We start from the raw sequence: 17,275 nt of genomic DNA on the forward strand, positions 1-17,275 counted from the left end.
GATAAAAAGCTTACTTCGGTAAGCTTTTTTGTTATCTAGGATGAGTAAACAGTATTTCCTCGACGCCATAAGCCATGTAAACTAACCCCTTCGCAGCACACCACTCAATTAGGCCTGTATTATGAATGTTTCTCGTCCAATGATGTCTTTCGCACTAGTATCAAGCTTTTTATTATCAGGCTGCGCAAGTGATTATACTTTTAATAGTAATTTAGACAGTAAAGCCATAGATGAGTATTTCAAGCCAACAAGCGTTGAACTATTTAAAGACGGTGAACGTCCAACTGGCGCATTTGATATTGTTGCCCTAGTTGAAGGCGAGTCTTGCCAAGAAACGGAAACTGGCGTACCCGCTAATGTCGCTGATGCCCGCACACAAGCTCGTAAGAAGGCCAATGAACTGGGTGCTAATGGACTTATCGTTAAGAAGTGTCTATTAACAGAACAACCAACAGAAACTTGCTTTACCCAAGCATTCTGCGTCGGCCAAGCAATTAAAATGCACAATGTGCAATAACCTTTTTACTATTATTTAATTCATGACTACTCATTCTGACCAGCCGTTTCAATCTGATATTGAAGCGGTTGCAATTTGTCGCACGCCATATAAACAAAAGTTTGGTATTCCTAGGCAACCTGGCCTAGTTAATGTCAAAGGCTGGGTTGAGTTAACCCCCAAATTTAACCAACTCGATGCCGTCAGGGGTATTGAACAATATTCACACCTTTGGCTACTTTTTTGTTTTCATGAAAACTTAGCACAAGGCTGGAAAAACACCGTTAGACCTCCTCGACTAGGCGGAAATGAAAAGCTAGGCGTATTTGCTACCCGCTCTACTTTTAGACCAAATGGCATTGGCCAATCTGTAGTTAAATTACATTCAGTTGTTAGACGCAACGGTAAAGTCTGCCTAGAAATATCTGGAATGGATTTATTAGATGGCACACCAATCATTGACATAAAACCCTATATTCCATTTTCTGACGCCATTGATAATGCAACTGGAGGCATTGCTCAATCAGCACCAGAATTAATAGAGGTTCAATATTCATCATTAGCTGAAACACAAGTTTTGGCTCACTCTAAAGCGCTTGATATATCGCATTTACAACAAGTAATTACGGATGTTTTAGCGCAAGACCCGAGGCCTGCATATAAAAAAGCCAAAATTGATCTTAAAATTTATCAAGTGGCTTTATTTGATATAGATGTATTTTGGCGAGTCAATGATAAAACGATTGAGGTGATTGAAATTAAACCGACTAGCGTATGTTAAAATAAACTTAGCTTTTCGATTAACTATGTCATTTTCACCCAATTTTAGGCGAATTGATTTATCTAACAATGTTTTAAATCTAACGGTCATAATAATAATTTCGTTAACTTAATCTTAGGCTTAATAATGAATAATAAACCTGATTATCAAACTCAGCATAAAAAACGCCTATCTTGGATGCCTTGGCTTTATTTTTCGTTAAAAGAAAAACACTTAGTCTGGGCAAAGCCTTGGCAAGACGAGATCCAACAACATTTAACCCAAGTTGAAACTATTCATATTGGTGAGCACAGTTTTATCGCTCCTGAAGCCAACCTTTTTGCAGAACGTGGGCGTGACATTCATATAGGTAACCAATGTATGATTGCAGCTGATGTGTTCCTCCACGGCCCTATTAAACTGGGTGATGAGGTCGCGATTAACCACGGCTGTTCATTTGATGGCGGAAAAGTAGGTATCACGATCGGCAATAAGACCCGCATAGCAAATAACGTGACTATTTACGCATTTAATCACGGGATGTCCGTCGATAACCCTATTTACCAACAAGCTGTTACAGCCAAAGGGATCACTATTGGTGATGATGTTTGGATTGGAGCACAAGCTGGTATTGTTGATGGTGTCACTATTGGTAATCAAGCCATTGTAGGTATGGGCAGCATTGTCACCAAAGATGTCCCGGAGTTCGCTATTGTTGCAGGAAACCCTGCTAAAATAATCGGCGATAGGCGCGATAAGTAGATAAAAAATGCTGCACAATAACGCCATGTCGTTCAATTTTCCTTGCTAACATAGCGATGTTAAACCAGCGTCTTATTGGTTTAATTATTTCAATGCCCTTGTTCCATATATTAAAGCCAAGATGTTGTTAATTATCTGGTGACAACATCGTTGCAAGTGCTAAAATGTCGCCCATTAATAGCTACTAAGTGGACATTGGGAATGCGAGTTAGCAATTACCTGCTTTCAACACAAAAAGAAACTCCTGCAAATGCAGAAGTGATCAGTCATCAATTAATGTTACGTGCAGGTTTTATCCGCCGTAATGCATCTGGCCTTTATTCATGGCTGCCCAGCGGATTACGCGTATTGCGTAAAGTTGAGGCGATTGTTCGTGAAGAAATGAATAATGCTGGTGCTGTTGAAATCTTAATGCCCCTAGTTCAGCCTGCCGATTTATGGGCTGAAACTGGTCGCTGGGAAAAATTCGGTCCAGAATTGCTCCGCTTTCAAGATCGCCACAATCGCGACTTCGTATTAGGTCCAACTCATGAAGAAGTCATTACTGACCTTGTACGTAAAGAAGTTAGCTCTTATAAGCAATTACCATTGAACTTATATCAAGTTCAAACAAAGTTCCGTGATGAGGTTCGTCCTCGTTTTGGTGTGATGCGTGCTCGTGAGTTCTTGATGAAAGATGCTTACACATTCCATTTAAGCCAAGAGTGTTTAGATAACACCTACGCACAAATGCATAATGCATACAGTAAAATTCTTGAGCGTATGGGGTTAGCTTTCCGTCCTGTTATCGCAGATACAGGCTCAATTGGCGGCAGTGCTTCACATGAATTCCATGTACTTGCAAATAGCGGCGAAGATTTAATTGCTTACTCAAACGGCAGTGATTACGCAGCCAATATCGAGAAAGCAGAAACAGCTGAGCCTACAACAACGTTAGCTGCACCAACTCAAGAAATGACTTTAGTTGATACGCCAAATGCTAAAACGATTGCCGAGTTAGTTGAACAATTTGACGTTGAAATCACTAAAACAGTGAAAACACTGATTGTTAAAGGTGCGACTGAAGAAGCGCCCCTTGTAGCGCTAATCGTACGTGGCGATCATGAGCTCAATGAATTAAAAGCTGATAAGCACGAACTTGTTGCTGCACCACTTGAATTTGCAACTGACGCAGAAATCAAAGATGCCATTGGAGCAAGCACTGGCTCTTTAGGCCCTGTAGGCTTAACAATGCCGACCATCATTGACAAAGATGTTGCTGTAATGAGCGATTTTGCAGCGGGTGCCAACCAAGATGGAAAACATCATTTTGGTATCAACTGGGAACGTGACTTACCAATGGCGCAAGCGATGGATCTTCGCAATGTTGTTGAAGGTGAGCCTACGCCTGACGGTAAAGGGACTTACGAGTTTGCACGTGGTATCGAAGTGGGTCACATCTTCCAACTGGGAACCAATTACTCAGAAGCCATGGGTGCAACCGTACTTGATGAAAACGGTAAAGCAAAAGAAATGCTGATGGGTTGTTATGGTATCGGTGTCAGTCGTATTGTTGCTGCAGCAATTGAGCAAAACCACGACGACCGAGGCATGATGTTGCCAGTGACCCTTGCCCCATTCACTGTGGGTATTTTACCGATGAACATGCACAAATCGCATCGTGTAAAAGAAATGGCAGAGCAGTTATACAAAGATTTGAGTGCTGAAGGCATTGAAATCTTACTGGACGATCGTAAAGAGCGCCCAGGTGTCATGTTCAATGACATGGAGCTAATTGGTCTACCTCACGTTGTCGTAATTGGTGACCGTAATATCGACGCAGGTGTATTTGAATATAAAAATCGCCGCACTGGTGAAAAGCAAGAAATTCCTTTTGACCAAATCATTGACTTCATTAAGTCATCTATTAAAGGCTAAACCTTTACTCAAACCTTCACTAGGCTAGCTAAAATCTGCCTCAGTGAAAGACATTAAACGCACCTTAGGGTGCGTTTTTTTACTAAAAATTTATACGATGGTGTAAAAAAACCTTCATTAACTCGTCTAACCAGATAATATTAACCATACTGATATCATGATGTTAAACACAATAAGGAGATAAACGTTGTCAGAGACTATTGCACTGGTATTAGGTGGCGGTGGCGCTAGGGCTGCATACCAAATTGGTGTGTTAAAAGCCTTAGTACAACTGTACCCTCGTAATCACCACATTCCATTTGCAATCCTCAGTGGTTCTTCAGCTGGTGCAATTAATGCCACTTCGTTAGCAACCCATGCATCGTGTTTTCATTTAGGCGTTAAAAAACTCGATTGGGTATGGCGTCATTTTGAAACGAAAAAAGTATATCGCTCTTCTTTTTGGGATGTATTCAAACACCTTTGCAAGATGGCATTAAAAGGCTTACAGACTGATAAAATGAACACTGATGCCGGTAGTTTGCTCGATAACTCTCCGTTACGTCAGTTACTTAACCAACTAATAGACTTCCAACGCATTGAGCGAAACATTGGCAGTGGCGCACTAAAAGCAATTAGTATTGACGCTTCTAGTTATAACGACTCACATTCATACAGCTTCTACCAAGCCCATAATAGTGTCGATGATTGGCAAAGAGCCAGACGGCAAGGAAACCGCTGCACACTGACGACCAACCATTTGATGGCAACATCAGCTATTCCTTTGGTTTTTCCGTCAATTAAGCTCAATCAAGCTTACTTTGGCGATGGCTCAGTGCATCAATTATCCCCGCTATCAAGTTCAATTCATTTGGGGGCTGATAAAATCATGGTTATTAACCTCGATAGCCCACATAAAAAACCGCAACACGAAATTGATGCTCACCCAAAAGCTGCCACCATCGCAGGTCACTTACTCGATACCATTTTTTCTGACACCTTAAACAGTGATCTTGAGCGGCTTGAAAGAATTAATACCACCTTAGATTTAATTCCTGGCGCAGATGTGGAAATGATAAACCTAAGGAAGATTAATACTTTAGTTATAAAGCCTAGTGAAGACCTAAGCGAAATTGCAGCAAGATATTATAAAGATCTCCCCCTCGCGATAAGGATGCTCCTCAAATTCATTGGTATAGATAGTCAGTCAGACTCAAGTGTGGTTTCTTACCTATTATTTGAAAAAGCCTACACAAGTGCTTTAATTGATTTAGGTTATCAAGACGCAATGATACAGATAGACACCTTTAAGGACTTTTTTAATATCAAGACTACCTAGCTGGATAAAAGGAATGTTATGGACGCAATAAGGATAATTGCTCTAGCAACTTTGCTGATGTTAGCAGCCTGCAATGACACTAAGTTACAATTTGACCCCGATCCTCTCAAAGGCAGCTTACATACGGTTGACTGGGCAGGCACTTACCAAGGCGTTTTTCCTTGTCCAAGCTGCAACGGAATGAAAACCATACTCACCTTAATTGCCCCTAATCAATACACCATTTCAACAGAGCACTTAGGACAAGACCCTAACCCATTTGTCAGTTCAGGTGAGTTCAATTGGGATAGTACAGGAAATATAATCTATTTAGATCGAGGGCAAATTTACCAAGTTGTAGAAAGCAAAATGTACTTATTGAATGTGGAAAGTCAACGAATACGTGGGGAACACGAAGAGCAGTACATTGTTCATAAAATCAGTTCATAAAATCAGCTCATAAAAAAGCCTTCCCCTTATATGTCCAACAGTATGTCCAGTCGTCGATATACATTGTTAGCAATTAGCTTCCCGGCTACCGCCTAACATAAGCGAATGATACCAGATATGTCGGAAAGAATTTTTCACCAACAAAGCACATATATTTTGCTTTCGCTTCAAAATAAAATTCGGTAAAAAGTACGGGTAACCAGTCATGATATACGCTATGACAGCCCTAAAAACTCAGCTGTAGTAGCATCACTTTGGAAAGAGTTATGTCTCAAAACTATAAATTTGATATCGACGATCTTCTTTGGGATGAAGAAGTTGAAACCAAGCCCAAAACGAAAAAAGTCAATCATCGTAGAAAGGATACCAAAAAACGTTATGCCGATGATTACGCTGAATTAGATTTTGAGGCGAACCAATATCAGTGACAGACTGCCATAAAAAAAGCAAGTTGCTCAGCAACTTGCTTTTTTATATATGAACGACCAACGATGAAAGTGCTAGAATTTTGCCGTACCGCCAATATAGAAACCATCATCAAATGAGCGATCTGAACGGTCGTCATATTTGAATGTTAAGTTACGGTAACCTACAAACAATGCCATATTCGGGTTAAAGCTATACTTCACTTTTGCACCTAGCTCGGTGTAGCCATCGACGTTAGAAAAAGATAATACAGAAGGTGCGTAATAAGCATCACCATGTAATGATAAATTGTTATTCAGCGCCAAGCTGTAATGACCACCCACTGATATCACACTGCCATTTGGACTATCATCAAACCAAACTGAAGACCATTTAGGGCCTACTTCAATAGTATGTGGACCAGTTTGATGAACCATGTGCATCGCAAATTCAGCCAAATGTCCTTTTTTATCAGAATAAATGTAGCCCGCTTCAAGGTTGGTATGCTCATTAAGGTAAGATTTTAAATCAGCAGAAACCACATGTTCGCTTATACCAAACGTTAATTCGGATGCACTTGCATTCAACGATAGTGCACTTACTGCCGCTATGGCTGTAGCTTTAATGGTTTTGCTCATGTTAATACCTCAATCAAGAATCATAATTTGCCGAGATTATACTGACCATTATTATTAAGTCTTTATAAATCAGTCACGCTAGTGACAAATCAATCACTCGCATACAAACTTCAAACGCGTTAATAACAATTTAACCAAATGATTCATACTTGCTACTTATAAATATTGATGACGACATTGCTAAAAAATAAACGAAATATCAGTGTTTTTGATATCTAACTCACAACAAAAAATTAAATTGCACACAATTTAATTGTGCTATTAGAGTTGATCAGATATAGTAAGAACAAATCTATGAGGAGTAAGCTATGAGTCAGTCTTTTTACGATCAGTCAGCAGTTGATATTCAAGGTAATACCGTTTCAATGGCACAATTTAAAGACAAAGTTGTGTTAGTCGTTAACACCGCTAGTGAATGTGGCTTTACTCATCAATACAAACCACTGGAGCATTTATACCAACTCTACAAAGATCAAGGTTTTGTGGTATTAGGTTTTCCGTGTAATCAATTTGGTAAACAAGAAAAAGGCGACGAAGCAGCTATCAGTGAATTTTGTGAAATTAATTTCGGGGTCACCTTCCCACTATTTAGCAAAATTGATGTAAATGGCCCAGATTCAGCACCGCTATATACTTTCTTGAAGTCACAAGCTAAGGGATTATTAGGTAGCCAGTCGATAAAATGGAACTTTACAAAGTTTTTAATCAACAAAGATGGCAAGGTTCTCAATCGATATTCACCAACAACAAAGCCGGAAAACCTAATGAGTGAAATTGAGGGCTTATTAAAATAAACATCAACCCACTGAATTTAAATACAAAAAATTTATCAAAAGTCATATCAAAATAAATTGTATTTTTTTTGAACTATCCAGAGAAGGGAGAGTCTTACTTACTAAGACAGTGTGATTTCACTTTCATCATCTCCCTGGGACTTCTAGCGCGGTCCCCTTGATCTCAAAGTGGATCGATAGGCAATCATTTGATTGCCTTTTTTTATGGCTCTAAATACGTAAGCCAATACATCGACATCTCAACCATAATAGTACTCCTCTCCGACTAGCTAAAACTCATAAAAAGCGACGTAATGGCAAGACTCTAGGTCATCAAAAATCAGTTTTTTTATATTTTTATAAAAAATTTTAAATTTATTTGAACCTTTTTGAATAGCAACGCTCTGAGTATATGTAGCAAGTTGGTAAGCGTTAATGGTAAAGCAAACCCTTCATCACGGTTTACTTCACAAGACAATTTATCAACATGGTCTCATCAACCAATGCTAACCGAATTATTTTTAAGACTGCTTTACTGGTTTTTGAATTGTTCATCATCATCCCCCTTTCGGGAACCTGTTAATCTGCTAGCGCTTGATTAACTTATGTCCCACAAGAAATACTTCTGGCAACCCATTGGGTTGCCATTTTTTATCTGTGCTTTAATCAATACAAAAATCACCCTCCATACACAGCACGCAAGCTTATGTTGGTATGAGATAAAAATGAATGTTGGATATAAATAGAATGAAAAGATCATTTTTTTATAAAATCATTGAACCTTTTATTAAACCACCACTCTGAGTAACTGTAGCGAGTTGATAATGGTTAAGTAGATTCTTACTTACCCAACATCTCAAGTTTGATTAGCCCTTCATCACGGCAACATCAAATGATCGCTAACCGAATTAGTTTAAGACTGTTTCATTGTTCATCATCCCCCTTATTTGGGAACCTGTTAATTCGCTAGCGCTTGATTAACTTATGTCCCGCAAGAAATACTCCTGGCAACCCATTGGGTTGCCATTTTTTTATCTGTGCTTTAATCAATACAAAAATGACCCCTTCCATACAAAGCCCGCACGCTTATGTTGGTATGAGATAGAAAGGAGTGTTAGATAAAAATGAATCTTGGATATAAATAGAATGAAAAGATCATTTTTTTATAAAATCATTGAACCTTTTGTTAAACCGATACTCTGAGTAATTGTAGCGAGTTGATAATGGTTAAGTGGATTCTTACTTACCCAACATCTCAAGTTTGATTAGCCCTTCATCACGGCAACATTAAATGATCGCTAACCGAATTAGTTTACGACTGTTTCATTGTTCATCATCATCCCCCTTATTTGGGAACCTGTTAATCCGCTAGCGTATGATTAACTTATGTCCTACAAGAAATACTTCTGGCAACCTATTGGGTTGCCATTTTTTTATCTTAAATTCAGCAAATAAAATTTGAGGTTAATCGGGCAAGTTTCGTTCAAAGCAAGAAGAGTAGGGTTAATTTTAAACAGGTCTCTTTAAGCTAAAGAATTTTTCCTAAAAAATGTATTTTTTTACTCATGATATTGAACCTTTTGATAAACCGATACTCTGAGTAAGTGTAGCGAGTTGATAATGGTTAAGTGGATTCTTACTTACCGACTATCTCAAGTTTGATTAGCCCTTCATCACGGCAACATTAAATGATCGCTAACCGAATTAGTTTAAGACTGTTTCATTGTTCATCATCATCCCCCTTATTTGGGAACCTGTTAATCCGCTAGCGTATGATTAACTTATGTCCCACAGGAAATACTTCTGGCAACCCATTGGGTTGCCATTTTTTTGTTCGTTATTTAGCTAAGGAGTATTGAGGTAACTTGAGTTTGATGAAGTAAGCATAACATCCAGTTGTACTTGTAATGATGGGTGATAGCTTGCTCTTGTTTGCTGATAAATATCTGACACAAAATCCACATAGCCAGCAATAAGCAATTCACTGTAGAGGGGTTTTACAAATTTTGCTCGTCCAATACTTCCTAAGAATTCAGCGACGGTTGGCAGCACTATCTCGTAATGGTTTCGAATGGCGACTCTAAGCCAGTCACATGCAAGCTCTGCATTTTTGCTCTGAGTAAAACCAAAGGTCATATCCAAATCTTTCAACTGAACCTGCGTTAATTGAAATGGCAATTGGTTGATAAAATACTGCCAATGGTGCACTCGCCAGCCTGCCACATTCAATTGCTTTGCATGCCCTCCTGCGCAAAATTGTGTTAATGCCGATGTCACTTTGTCTAAGCTACTTGATGTTGGGCCCTCGAACCACTCAGGTAGGCCCTCACCATAAACCCAAGTGAGTAATTCACCCTCTGATATTTTATCGCCATGCTGGTGTAATAAGGTTTGTTTGGCATACGCTACAAACGTCTCTGTTGTAATAGCCTCAAACTTAAATTGCTGAACATAATTAAATAAGAACACATCAAAATCAGCGCGTCCTAGCCTCGATTCAAGCTCATGTACAAACATAGAGGCTTTATCATAAGTGAATCGATTAAATGAGTCGTTAGCATCTTGAAACTGGACATTAGCTGGCAAAGTTTGTGAACTTAGTGGCATTGATAGCATTTCTTCTTTTAAGCGACCATATTCAATCACCCACTCAAGTTCCGCTTGTTCTTGGCCATATATTTTTTCAACCAAACGATTGGTGAAATATGTGGTAAAACCTTCATTTAGCCATAAGTCACGCCAGGTTGCATTACTGACTAAATTGCCTGTCCAAGAGTGGGCTAATTCATGCGCCACAGTTGACACTAAGCTTTTATCACCTGCAATCAATGTTGGAGTAATAAATGCTAAACGTGGGTTCTCCATTCCACCAAAAGGGAAACTAGGTGGCAGCACTATCATGTCATAACGATCCCAAGGATAAGGCCCCAATAAAGATTCTGCAGCCACAATCATTGATTCGGTATCTTCAAACTCCTTGAGCGCCTTATCAAGCATGCCAGGTTCTGTATAAATAGCGCATCGATGGCTAATCTCACCATAAGCTAAATCGCCAACTGCAAGCGCAAGCAAATGAGTTGGAATGGGTTTTTCCATTTCAAAAAGAATTGACCATCTTGAGGTATAGCAGAAGAATTAGCGGCGCTCATTACTGCACGAAGACCGTTATTAACTTTGACACTCGCATTGAAAGTGATTCTGGCCTTCGGACTGTCTTGCAGTGGGATCCAGCTTCGGGCATTAACAGGCTGAGATTGACTAAATAGATAAGGGTGTTGTTTACCTAAGGTTTGCTCAGGAGTTAACCATTGTAATCCTTGGGCGATAGGCGAAGTATGATAATGAATAACCACTTCGGTAATCTCTGTACCGATATCAACAGTGATTTGCCCGCCTTGAAACTCGCTTAGGCTTTCATATGAATAGTGACACTGGTTTCCATGGATATCTGTCACGGCATCAATCATCAAATCACGGCTATCTAGCACCAAATGCACAGCGGATGTTTGCCGTTTAAATTGCAAATTAACCTGTCCATGAAGTTGCTGTTTGTCAAAGTCAACATCAAGGAAAAGCGTCATATGATGCACGATAATGTCATCAGTGTTAGCAACAGAATGGTAGTCACGAGTGAAATCTAATTGTTCAGCCACATCAAACCCTTATTGGAATTATTATCGGGTTATATTAACTCACTTAGGTCTTTTCATCGAGTCTATTAAACGGACACAAAAAAGCCTCACGAATGAGGCTTTTAGTGTCAAAAGTGGGATTGTATTACAGCTTAATTCCAGCTTTTTCTAGGTCTTTTGCAACAACACTACGAGGTAGTGGTACATAACCGTCTTTTTCTACGATTTGCTGACCTTGCTTAGATAACACGTAACGGATGAATTCACGATCCATTGGTGATAAATCTTTGTTAGGGTGCTTGTTGATGTAAACATATAAATAGCGAGATAATGGGTAAGTACCATTTGCAGCGTTACCTGCTGTTGCATCAATGTATTTAGTGCCTTTCTTAGAGATTGCTACAGCTTTAACACCTGCAGTCTTGTAACCGATACCTGAGTAACCGATTGCATTAAGGCCTTGAGACACAGATTGAACTACTGAAGCTGAACCCGGTTGCTCGTTTACGTTTGCTTTGAAATCACCTTTACAAAGTGCTTTCTTTTTGAAGTAACCGTAAGTACCTGATACTGAGTTACGACCGTACAACTGGATGTCTTTCTTAGACCAGTTGCCGTCTAAACCAACATCACCCCAACGATTTACGTCGTTACCGCCACATTTCTTAGTTGACGAGAAGATAGAATCGATTTGCTCGATGCTTAAACCTTCAATTGGGTTATCTTTATGTACGAAAACTGCTAATGCATCGATTGCTACACGAATTGCCGTTGGTTGGTAACCGTAATGCTTTTCAAATGCTTCAACTTCGTTAGGCTTCATTTGACGGCTCATTGGACCGAATTGTGAAGTACCTTCAGTTAATGCTGGTGGTGCAGTAGAAGAACCAGCAGCTTGAATTTGGATATTTACGTTAGGGTAAATATGTTTGAACTCTTCAGCCCATAACGTCATCATGTTAGCAAGTGTATCTGAACCCACTGATGATAAATTACCTGAAACACCACTTGTTTTTTCGTACACAGGTAATGTTTTATCAATTGCTGCCATCGATGTTGCTGAAAATACACCAGCTGCAGTAAAGGCAATAGCGCCAACTAGCTGTTTAAGTTTCATTGTAATGCTCCGGTATTATAAGCGTTGTTATTTAAGACACGCTCAGTATCAATTGCTACGATGACAAGTCTATGACCAATATGTGACAGTTGTATGACAATCAACATTTTTGACATTCTTGTTACACCTGCTGCAATCCCGCAAATACTAACTTAAAATACTATTTAAACAGTGACTTATAGAGGGTTACTTTATCTTACCCTAAATACGCACTCATTTTTTATTGACGTAATATGACAATCTTTGTTGATTTCAATTAAAAACGGCGCCCAAAACCGATAATTAAATGCTGCCAATTTAAAAAGCCATACTCAGCATATAAATTCCATTCATTTTTCGGCCCGAAGTCATAGTTCATACTCAATGACATATTTTTAGTTTCTTCTTTGGCCAAATCGATATCAAATTTCACCTCTTCCATTAAAGGCTCAAGCTCTGTGCCAACAAAGGAGTAATCACCGGTGACATTCTGATCAACACTTTGATGGCTGAATGCTAAAAACCAAGCTAGCTTGTCGGTGCCTACATCAAATCGTTGCCCTACTCTTACTGAAGCAATTTTAGTTTTAATGACACTATCAGTTGTATTTGTGTTGGCTTTCACTATTGCCCCCACGGCCATCACAATCACAGGAGTATCACCAATAATGGGATCTATTTGTCCCGCAAGCACAGTACCGATACCGTAATTTTTAGCGGTATAATTAATAGGAATTGGCAGTACCACGCCATTACAGGCCTCATCACAAGGCAAACCTTCAACATTATCTAACTTAGCCAAGATATCTTTGTTGCCTTCGGTATACCCCAACAAAGCATAGACATTCCAAAACGGTAATATCCACGCATCAATTTTAAGCTGCACACTTCTATCAGAACCTGTAATACTGACATCTTCAGCAGGCACGACGTAATCATTGGGGCCACGAAACCCTAATAAACCACCATCTACTTGAACCTCAAAGTCATTAACAGCGATGTAGTCGGCATCAATGTTGTTATAAAAAAGGCTCACGCCTACGGGGATGGGTAACTCATAGCCTCGCTCAGTCGCTTTATCAGACAATAAGGGTAAACCACTCCAGTGAGAAGGCTTAGTCTGTTGTTGTACCACAGTGTTAACATCGTTGTTGGCATTAGCAGTAAAACTAACACCTGAAAGTAAAACACTGGCCAATAACACCGATTGAGATTTAACTGAGTAATTAAACATAATTCCGAAACAAAAGTAATTAAATGAGGTTCAGCCAAAACAGCTGAGCGAAAGCGTCACAGAGAAAGCGCCTTGATACATACTGTAGAGCATGTTAATGAATTGCGTGATACTTTACGACTTACTCTGAGCGGGGATGTTAACTGCATCACAAGCAGCCTAATCACAGGCAGTTAAAACGATTAGCCTATAAATTAAAAAGCCAACTTGCATTGACATGAGTTGGCTTTATTAAATGAAGTAATACTAGCAATTAATTACTTGTGTTGTTTTTTACAACCAAGTTTATGGGGATAATAAAACTAAAACAGCTGCCTTTATCAAGCTCACTAGTAATGGTTAACTCACTGTAATGATGGCTTAAAGCATGCTTTACAATAGCTAGGCCTAGCCCACTACCGCCCGTCTTACTTGAACGTGCATTATCCACACGATAAAAGCGTTCGGTTAAACGATTAATATGCTGTGGAGCAATACCAAGACCTGTATCAGTCACACTAAATTGGGCGCCTGCTGGTACCATTTCCCAGCGCACAGTCACCTTACCACCAGGCTCGGTATAACGAATCGCATTAGAGATTAAATTTGTGCACGCGCTACGTAATTGTAACTCGTTACCGTGGCAATCTAAGCCGTCTTCGCAATAAAAAGATAAATCATATTGATCAAGGGCTAGCGCTGAGGCTTCATCTTTTAAGATATCTAACATCGCTCTCATATTGATGGTTTTTTCCAAATCAATATCGGCACCATCTTCGATACGAGACAAAGCTAACAATTGCTCGACCATTGATTGCATACGTCTTGTTTGTTGTTGCATCAGGTTCAATGGTTTATGGTTCATGCTGTCTGGCTCTTCCATGCTTTGCATGATTTCTAAATAGCCTTGAAGCACTGTTAGCGGTGTCTTAAGTTCATGGGATACATTCGCTACAAACTCTTTTCGCATCCCTTCTAATTGATTAATTCGTGTGACATCGCGAGCGATTAATAATAATTGCCTGTCACCGTAACTCATTAAGCGGATTTCTAATAAACGCTGCTCTGACACTGGAGATGCTAATTCAAGCGGTTCATTAAATTCACCTTTTTTAAGGTATTCAGAAAAATCTGGGTGACGGATTAAATTATCGATTCTTTGACCATTATCTTGCGGCCAAACAAACCCTAAAATCAGTTGAGCAAGCTTGTTACACCATAGAATATTCAACTCGGAATCTAGTACAACTGCAGCATCAGGCAGTGCTTCTGCACCTTGTCTAAAGCGGCTCAATAACGAAGCGAGTTGGCCGACTCTACGACGGTTTTTACCTTGTAAGCGATAGATACCATTGAAAATACCTTCCCAGCTACCCGTCCCTTGAGGAGGCGTTAATTTTCTGTCTTTCCAAAGCCAAAAATTAAGACGACTAATTTGTCGGTAATGCCATCCTAATAAAAGAATACTGCCGATAATAAGGGTGAGTGCGACTTGATTTATCAATAAGCCGATAAGGGCGAATACAAGCTCAATTCCGAAGAGCCGTAATAGCAAGCGAGATCCTGAATAAGATCGAAACATAAGTAGCCTAAAATTAATGTAAATAATCCAGTTTGCGGATTATTACCTAATTGTTGGTAGGTAAATATTGGCTCACAAGATAGCGTAAAATGAAATCTCTGACCACGACTAATTGTTAAAAAACCACTGAGAGATTGTAAAATACAACAACATACTCCTTATGTCGTTACTCAATGCAATCTACTGCAGTAGTTTTTTATCTGCGGCTTTAAATATTACATTCTGGTCGAAAAACGGTAACCAGCACCACGTACGGTTTGAATTAACTTATCATGCCCAGAGTCTTCAACGGCTTTACGTAAACGACGAATATGTACATCAACAGTTCTGTCTTCTACATAAACATTCGTGCCCCACACATTATCTAATAACTGTTCACGGCTATAGACACGCTCTGGGTGAGTCATAAAGAAGTGCAGCAATCTAAACTCGGTTGGCCCCATGTCTAGAACCGACTCGCCTACCGAAACGCGATGACTGACAGGATCCAGTAACAACCCTTGCACATCAATGGTTTCTTCTAGACGCGTAGGTGCACTACGACGTAAAACGGCTTTAATACGTGCCACAAGCTCTTTAGGAGAGAAAGGTTTAGTGATGTAATCATCAGCTCCCACTTCTAAGCCTTTTACCTTATCTTCTTCTTCACCGCGAGCAGTGAGCATGATGATAGGAATTTGACGTGTAAATTCATCTTGCTTTAAGCGTTTAGCCAATTGTATGCCACTGCCGCCAGGGAACATCCAATCCAACAGGATGAGGTCCGGGTAAGGCTCTTGCAATAGCTCAACGGCTGAATCAAAGTCTTCAGCAGCAGATGTGGTAAAACCATGTTGTTCCATAACAAAGGTCAGCATCTCACGAATGGCTGACTCATCTTCTACAATTAAAATCTTAGCTGTCATAATCTTTTCTGTGTTTAGTAAGCCGCTTGAGTATTATTGGTCAGTTTTATTACAGAAATATGATCTTAGCACTCAAAAAAGCTATAAAATCATATTTTTGTCATAAATCTATCATTCTTTTCAATCTAACTTGTTAACAGTGCAACGTATAGAGAGCTAACTCACTATTGCTGCAATAAAAAATAAAGGAGACTAACGCCTCCTTTATTATCAAGAATCTAGCTGAAGCATTGATTAAATGCTTAATTTAGAACTTGTGTTCAATACCTACAGCGAAGTAGCTTTCATCGATAGAGATATCGATGATGTCACCATTGTCTTCTTCTACTGTGCCCATTGAAGTACGGTCAGTGTAGAAAGCGAATAGTTTTGTAGGCTTACCTAACGAGTAATCTGCACCAATTGACCATGAATCACCTTTGTCTTCCATGTCTTGGTATTGTGCTTTTAACGTTACTTCTTTAATTTTGTAAGCTGCACTTAGTAAGTAACCATCGATGCTTGAACCGCTATCAACTTTTTCTTCTTGCTGGTACATACCGCCTAATACAAAACCAGCGATTTTACCTTGAACAGTACCACGAACGATGTCGTAACCGGCAACTTCAGAGTCGTAAGCAATTGCAGCATAAACTGGGCTTTTCTTTAGACCAGAATCACCGTACATAGCCGCAATACTGAAACCATCACTTTCTTCTTGCTTGCTATCACCTTCAGCAGCGTAAGTTACACCAACTTGAAAATCACCAAACTTTGGCGTTAAGTAAGTTGCAGTTTGCGCTAGACGGTTTTCACCTTTGAAAAGTGCTTTTAAATCGCCTGAGTAATCGTTAAATAGGTCAACTTTACCTTGTGATTTTTTCAGCATAGTGTCGTTACGACCCACAGCGAAAGAACCAAAGTTACCTTTTAAACCAACAAACTGGTTACGAGCAGTGAAGTTATCTGAACTAGCATTGCCAGTATCAACTTGGTATTCGATAGTGTAAAACGCTTCTAAAGACTCACTTAATTCAAATCCGCCTTTTACACCGAAACGTGATGCATTACTTTGAATTTCAGTTACTGAACCGTCACCTTCGTCATTCGACTGAACTGACACATTCAACTTACCATATACTTCTAGAGGTTCTGCAGCATGGGCAGTTGAAAGCGTAGCAGTGGCAATAGCAGAAGCAACTAACGTTTTATAAAAAGCATTCATCATTTCATCCTTTAGACATATTTTTTGGTGTTTTACACCATTTTTTGTGCTGCTATCAGGTTGGAACAAGCAGATATTTGCTGCCTAATAGCTTGGGAACGATGCGAATAGTGCACGCCTTTTGTTGCAGAAATATTTCAAAAAG

Annotated in this window: 14 protein-coding genes and 1 pseudogene; 8 read left to right on the forward strand and 7 right to left on the reverse strand. The window is 39.5% G+C overall.

The annotated features are described in order from the left end of the window. The first annotated feature begins 121 nt into the window (after window positions 1-121). The 7 genes from rcsF to ACGEDC_RS01745 all read left to right on the forward strand — a co-directional run bounded on the left by rcsF (window position 122) and on the right by ACGEDC_RS01745 (window position 6,110). A complete protein-coding gene (rcsF, locus tag ACGEDC_RS01715) occupies window positions 122-517 on the forward strand; it encodes an Rcs stress response system protein RcsF (RefSeq protein ID WP_055026051.1) in 396 nt (131 codons plus the stop codon). Window positions 518-539: 22 nt separating this feature from the next. Further along, entirely contained in the window at window positions 540-1,277 is a 738-nt protein-coding gene (tsaA, locus tag ACGEDC_RS01720; protein WP_394496062.1) for a tRNA (N6-threonylcarbamoyladenosine(37)-N6)-methyltransferase TrmO, read from the forward strand. A gap of 126 nt (window positions 1,278-1,403) precedes the next feature. After that, window positions 1,404-2,018, forward strand: coding sequence for an acyltransferase (locus tag ACGEDC_RS01725; protein ID WP_394496063.1), 615 nt, complete (start codon window positions 1,404-1,406; stop codon window positions 2,016-2,018). A gap of 201 nt (window positions 2,019-2,219) precedes the next feature. Next, window positions 2,220-3,935, forward strand: a complete 1,716-nt coding sequence (locus tag ACGEDC_RS01730) for a proline--tRNA ligase (protein ID WP_394496065.1) — start codon at window positions 2,220-2,222, stop codon at window positions 3,933-3,935. Between the two features lie 187 nt (window positions 3,936-4,122). Then, window positions 4,123-5,253: a patatin-like phospholipase family protein gene (locus ACGEDC_RS01735; RefSeq protein WP_394496067.1), complete on the forward strand. Its 1,131-nt coding sequence runs from the start codon at window positions 4,123-4,125 to the stop codon at window positions 5,251-5,253. Window positions 5,254-5,271: 18 nt separating this feature from the next. Beyond that, window positions 5,272-5,682: a copper resistance protein NlpE gene (locus tag ACGEDC_RS01740; RefSeq protein ID WP_055026046.1), complete on the forward strand. Its 411-nt coding sequence runs from the start codon at window positions 5,272-5,274 to the stop codon at window positions 5,680-5,682. Between the two features lie 266 nt (window positions 5,683-5,948). Then, window positions 5,949-6,110: a small highly charged protein gene (locus tag ACGEDC_RS01745; protein WP_119968964.1), complete on the forward strand. Its 162-nt coding sequence runs from the start codon at window positions 5,949-5,951 to the stop codon at window positions 6,108-6,110. Between the two features lie 72 nt (window positions 6,111-6,182). Here ACGEDC_RS01745 and ACGEDC_RS01750 read toward each other — a convergent pair whose 3' ends face one another. Beyond that, window positions 6,183-6,725 (reverse strand): YfaZ family outer membrane protein, encoded by a 543-nt coding sequence (locus tag ACGEDC_RS01750; RefSeq protein WP_394496070.1) that lies wholly within the window; start codon window positions 6,723-6,725, stop codon window positions 6,183-6,185. Window positions 6,726-7,033: 308 nt separating this feature from the next. Here ACGEDC_RS01750 and ACGEDC_RS01755 point away from each other — a divergent pair, with 308 nt between their 5' ends. Next, a complete protein-coding gene (locus ACGEDC_RS01755; protein ID WP_055026044.1) occupies window positions 7,034-7,519 on the forward strand; it encodes a glutathione peroxidase in 486 nt (161 codons plus the stop codon). Window positions 7,520-9,343: 1,824 nt separating this feature from the next. Here the strand turns inward: ACGEDC_RS01755 and ACGEDC_RS01760 are convergent. The 6 genes and pseudogenes from ACGEDC_RS01760 to ACGEDC_RS01785 form a co-directional block, all read right to left on the reverse strand. Then, window positions 9,344-11,151 (reverse strand): annotated as a pseudogene (locus ACGEDC_RS01760) (M1 family metallopeptidase). Between the two features lie 124 nt (window positions 11,152-11,275). Continuing rightward, window positions 11,276-12,247 carry a PstS family phosphate ABC transporter substrate-binding protein gene (locus ACGEDC_RS01765; protein ID WP_055026437.1) on the reverse strand — a complete coding sequence of 324 codons (972 nt, stop codon included), beginning with the start codon at window positions 12,245-12,247 and terminating at the stop codon, window positions 11,276-11,278. A gap of 256 nt (window positions 12,248-12,503) precedes the next feature. Then, complete coding sequence (locus ACGEDC_RS01770; protein ID WP_119968967.1) at window positions 12,504-13,460, reverse strand: hypothetical protein; 957 nt, start codon at window positions 13,458-13,460, stop codon at window positions 12,504-12,506. A gap of 253 nt (window positions 13,461-13,713) precedes the next feature. Then, window positions 13,714-15,021 (reverse strand): phosphate regulon sensor histidine kinase PhoR, encoded by a 1,308-nt coding sequence (gene phoR / locus ACGEDC_RS01775; RefSeq protein ID WP_394496073.1) that lies wholly within the window; start codon window positions 15,019-15,021, stop codon window positions 13,714-13,716. 215 nt (window positions 15,022-15,236) lie between these two features. After that, window positions 15,237-15,926, reverse strand: a complete 690-nt coding sequence (gene phoB, locus ACGEDC_RS01780; RefSeq protein ID WP_055026434.1) for a phosphate regulon transcriptional regulator PhoB — start codon at window positions 15,924-15,926, stop codon at window positions 15,237-15,239. Window positions 15,927-16,173: 247 nt separating this feature from the next. Next, window positions 16,174-17,133, reverse strand: a complete 960-nt coding sequence (locus ACGEDC_RS01785; protein ID WP_211030944.1) for a porin — start codon at window positions 17,131-17,133, stop codon at window positions 16,174-16,176. Window positions 17,134-17,275: the final 142 nt, after the last annotated feature.

It is taken from the genome of Shewanella sp. ENK2 (assembly GCF_043568515.1).
GTDB lineage: Bacteria > Pseudomonadota > Gammaproteobacteria > Enterobacterales > Shewanellaceae > Shewanella > Shewanella japonica.

Coding starts and splice junctions, on each gene's coding strand:
- rcsF (WP_055026051.1), top strand. CDS start 122: ATGAATGTTTCTCGTCCAATGATGTCTTTCGCACTAGTATCAAGCTTT.
- tsaA (WP_394496062.1), top strand. CDS start 540: ATGACTACTCATTCTGACCAGCCGTTTCAATCTGATATTGAAGCGGTT.
- ACGEDC_RS01725 (WP_394496063.1), top strand. CDS start 1,404: ATGAATAATAAACCTGATTATCAAACTCAGCATAAAAAACGCCTATCT.
- ACGEDC_RS01730 (WP_394496065.1), top strand. CDS start 2,220: ATGCGAGTTAGCAATTACCTGCTTTCAACACAAAAAGAAACTCCTGCA.
- ACGEDC_RS01740 (WP_055026046.1), top strand. CDS start 5,272: ATGGACGCAATAAGGATAATTGCTCTAGCAACTTTGCTGATGTTAGCA.
- ACGEDC_RS01745 (WP_119968964.1), top strand. CDS start 5,949: ATGTCTCAAAACTATAAATTTGATATCGACGATCTTCTTTGGGATGAA.
- ACGEDC_RS01750 (WP_394496070.1), bottom strand. CDS start 6,725: ATGAGCAAAACCATTAAAGCTACAGCCATAGCGGCAGTAAGTGCACTA.
- ACGEDC_RS01755 (WP_055026044.1), top strand. CDS start 7,034: ATGAGTCAGTCTTTTTACGATCAGTCAGCAGTTGATATTCAAGGTAAT.
- ACGEDC_RS01765 (WP_055026437.1), bottom strand. CDS start 12,247: ATGAAACTTAAACAGCTAGTTGGCGCTATTGCCTTTACTGCAGCTGGT.
- ACGEDC_RS01770 (WP_119968967.1), bottom strand. CDS start 13,460: ATGTTTAATTACTCAGTTAAATCTCAATCGGTGTTATTGGCCAGTGTT.
- phoR (WP_394496073.1), bottom strand. CDS start 15,021: ATGTTTCGATCTTATTCAGGATCTCGCTTGCTATTACGGCTCTTCGGA.
- phoB (WP_055026434.1), bottom strand. CDS start 15,926: ATGACAGCTAAGATTTTAATTGTAGAAGATGAGTCAGCCATTCGTGAG.
- ACGEDC_RS01785 (WP_211030944.1), bottom strand. CDS start 17,133: ATGATGAATGCTTTTTATAAAACGTTAGTTGCTTCTGCTATTGCCACT.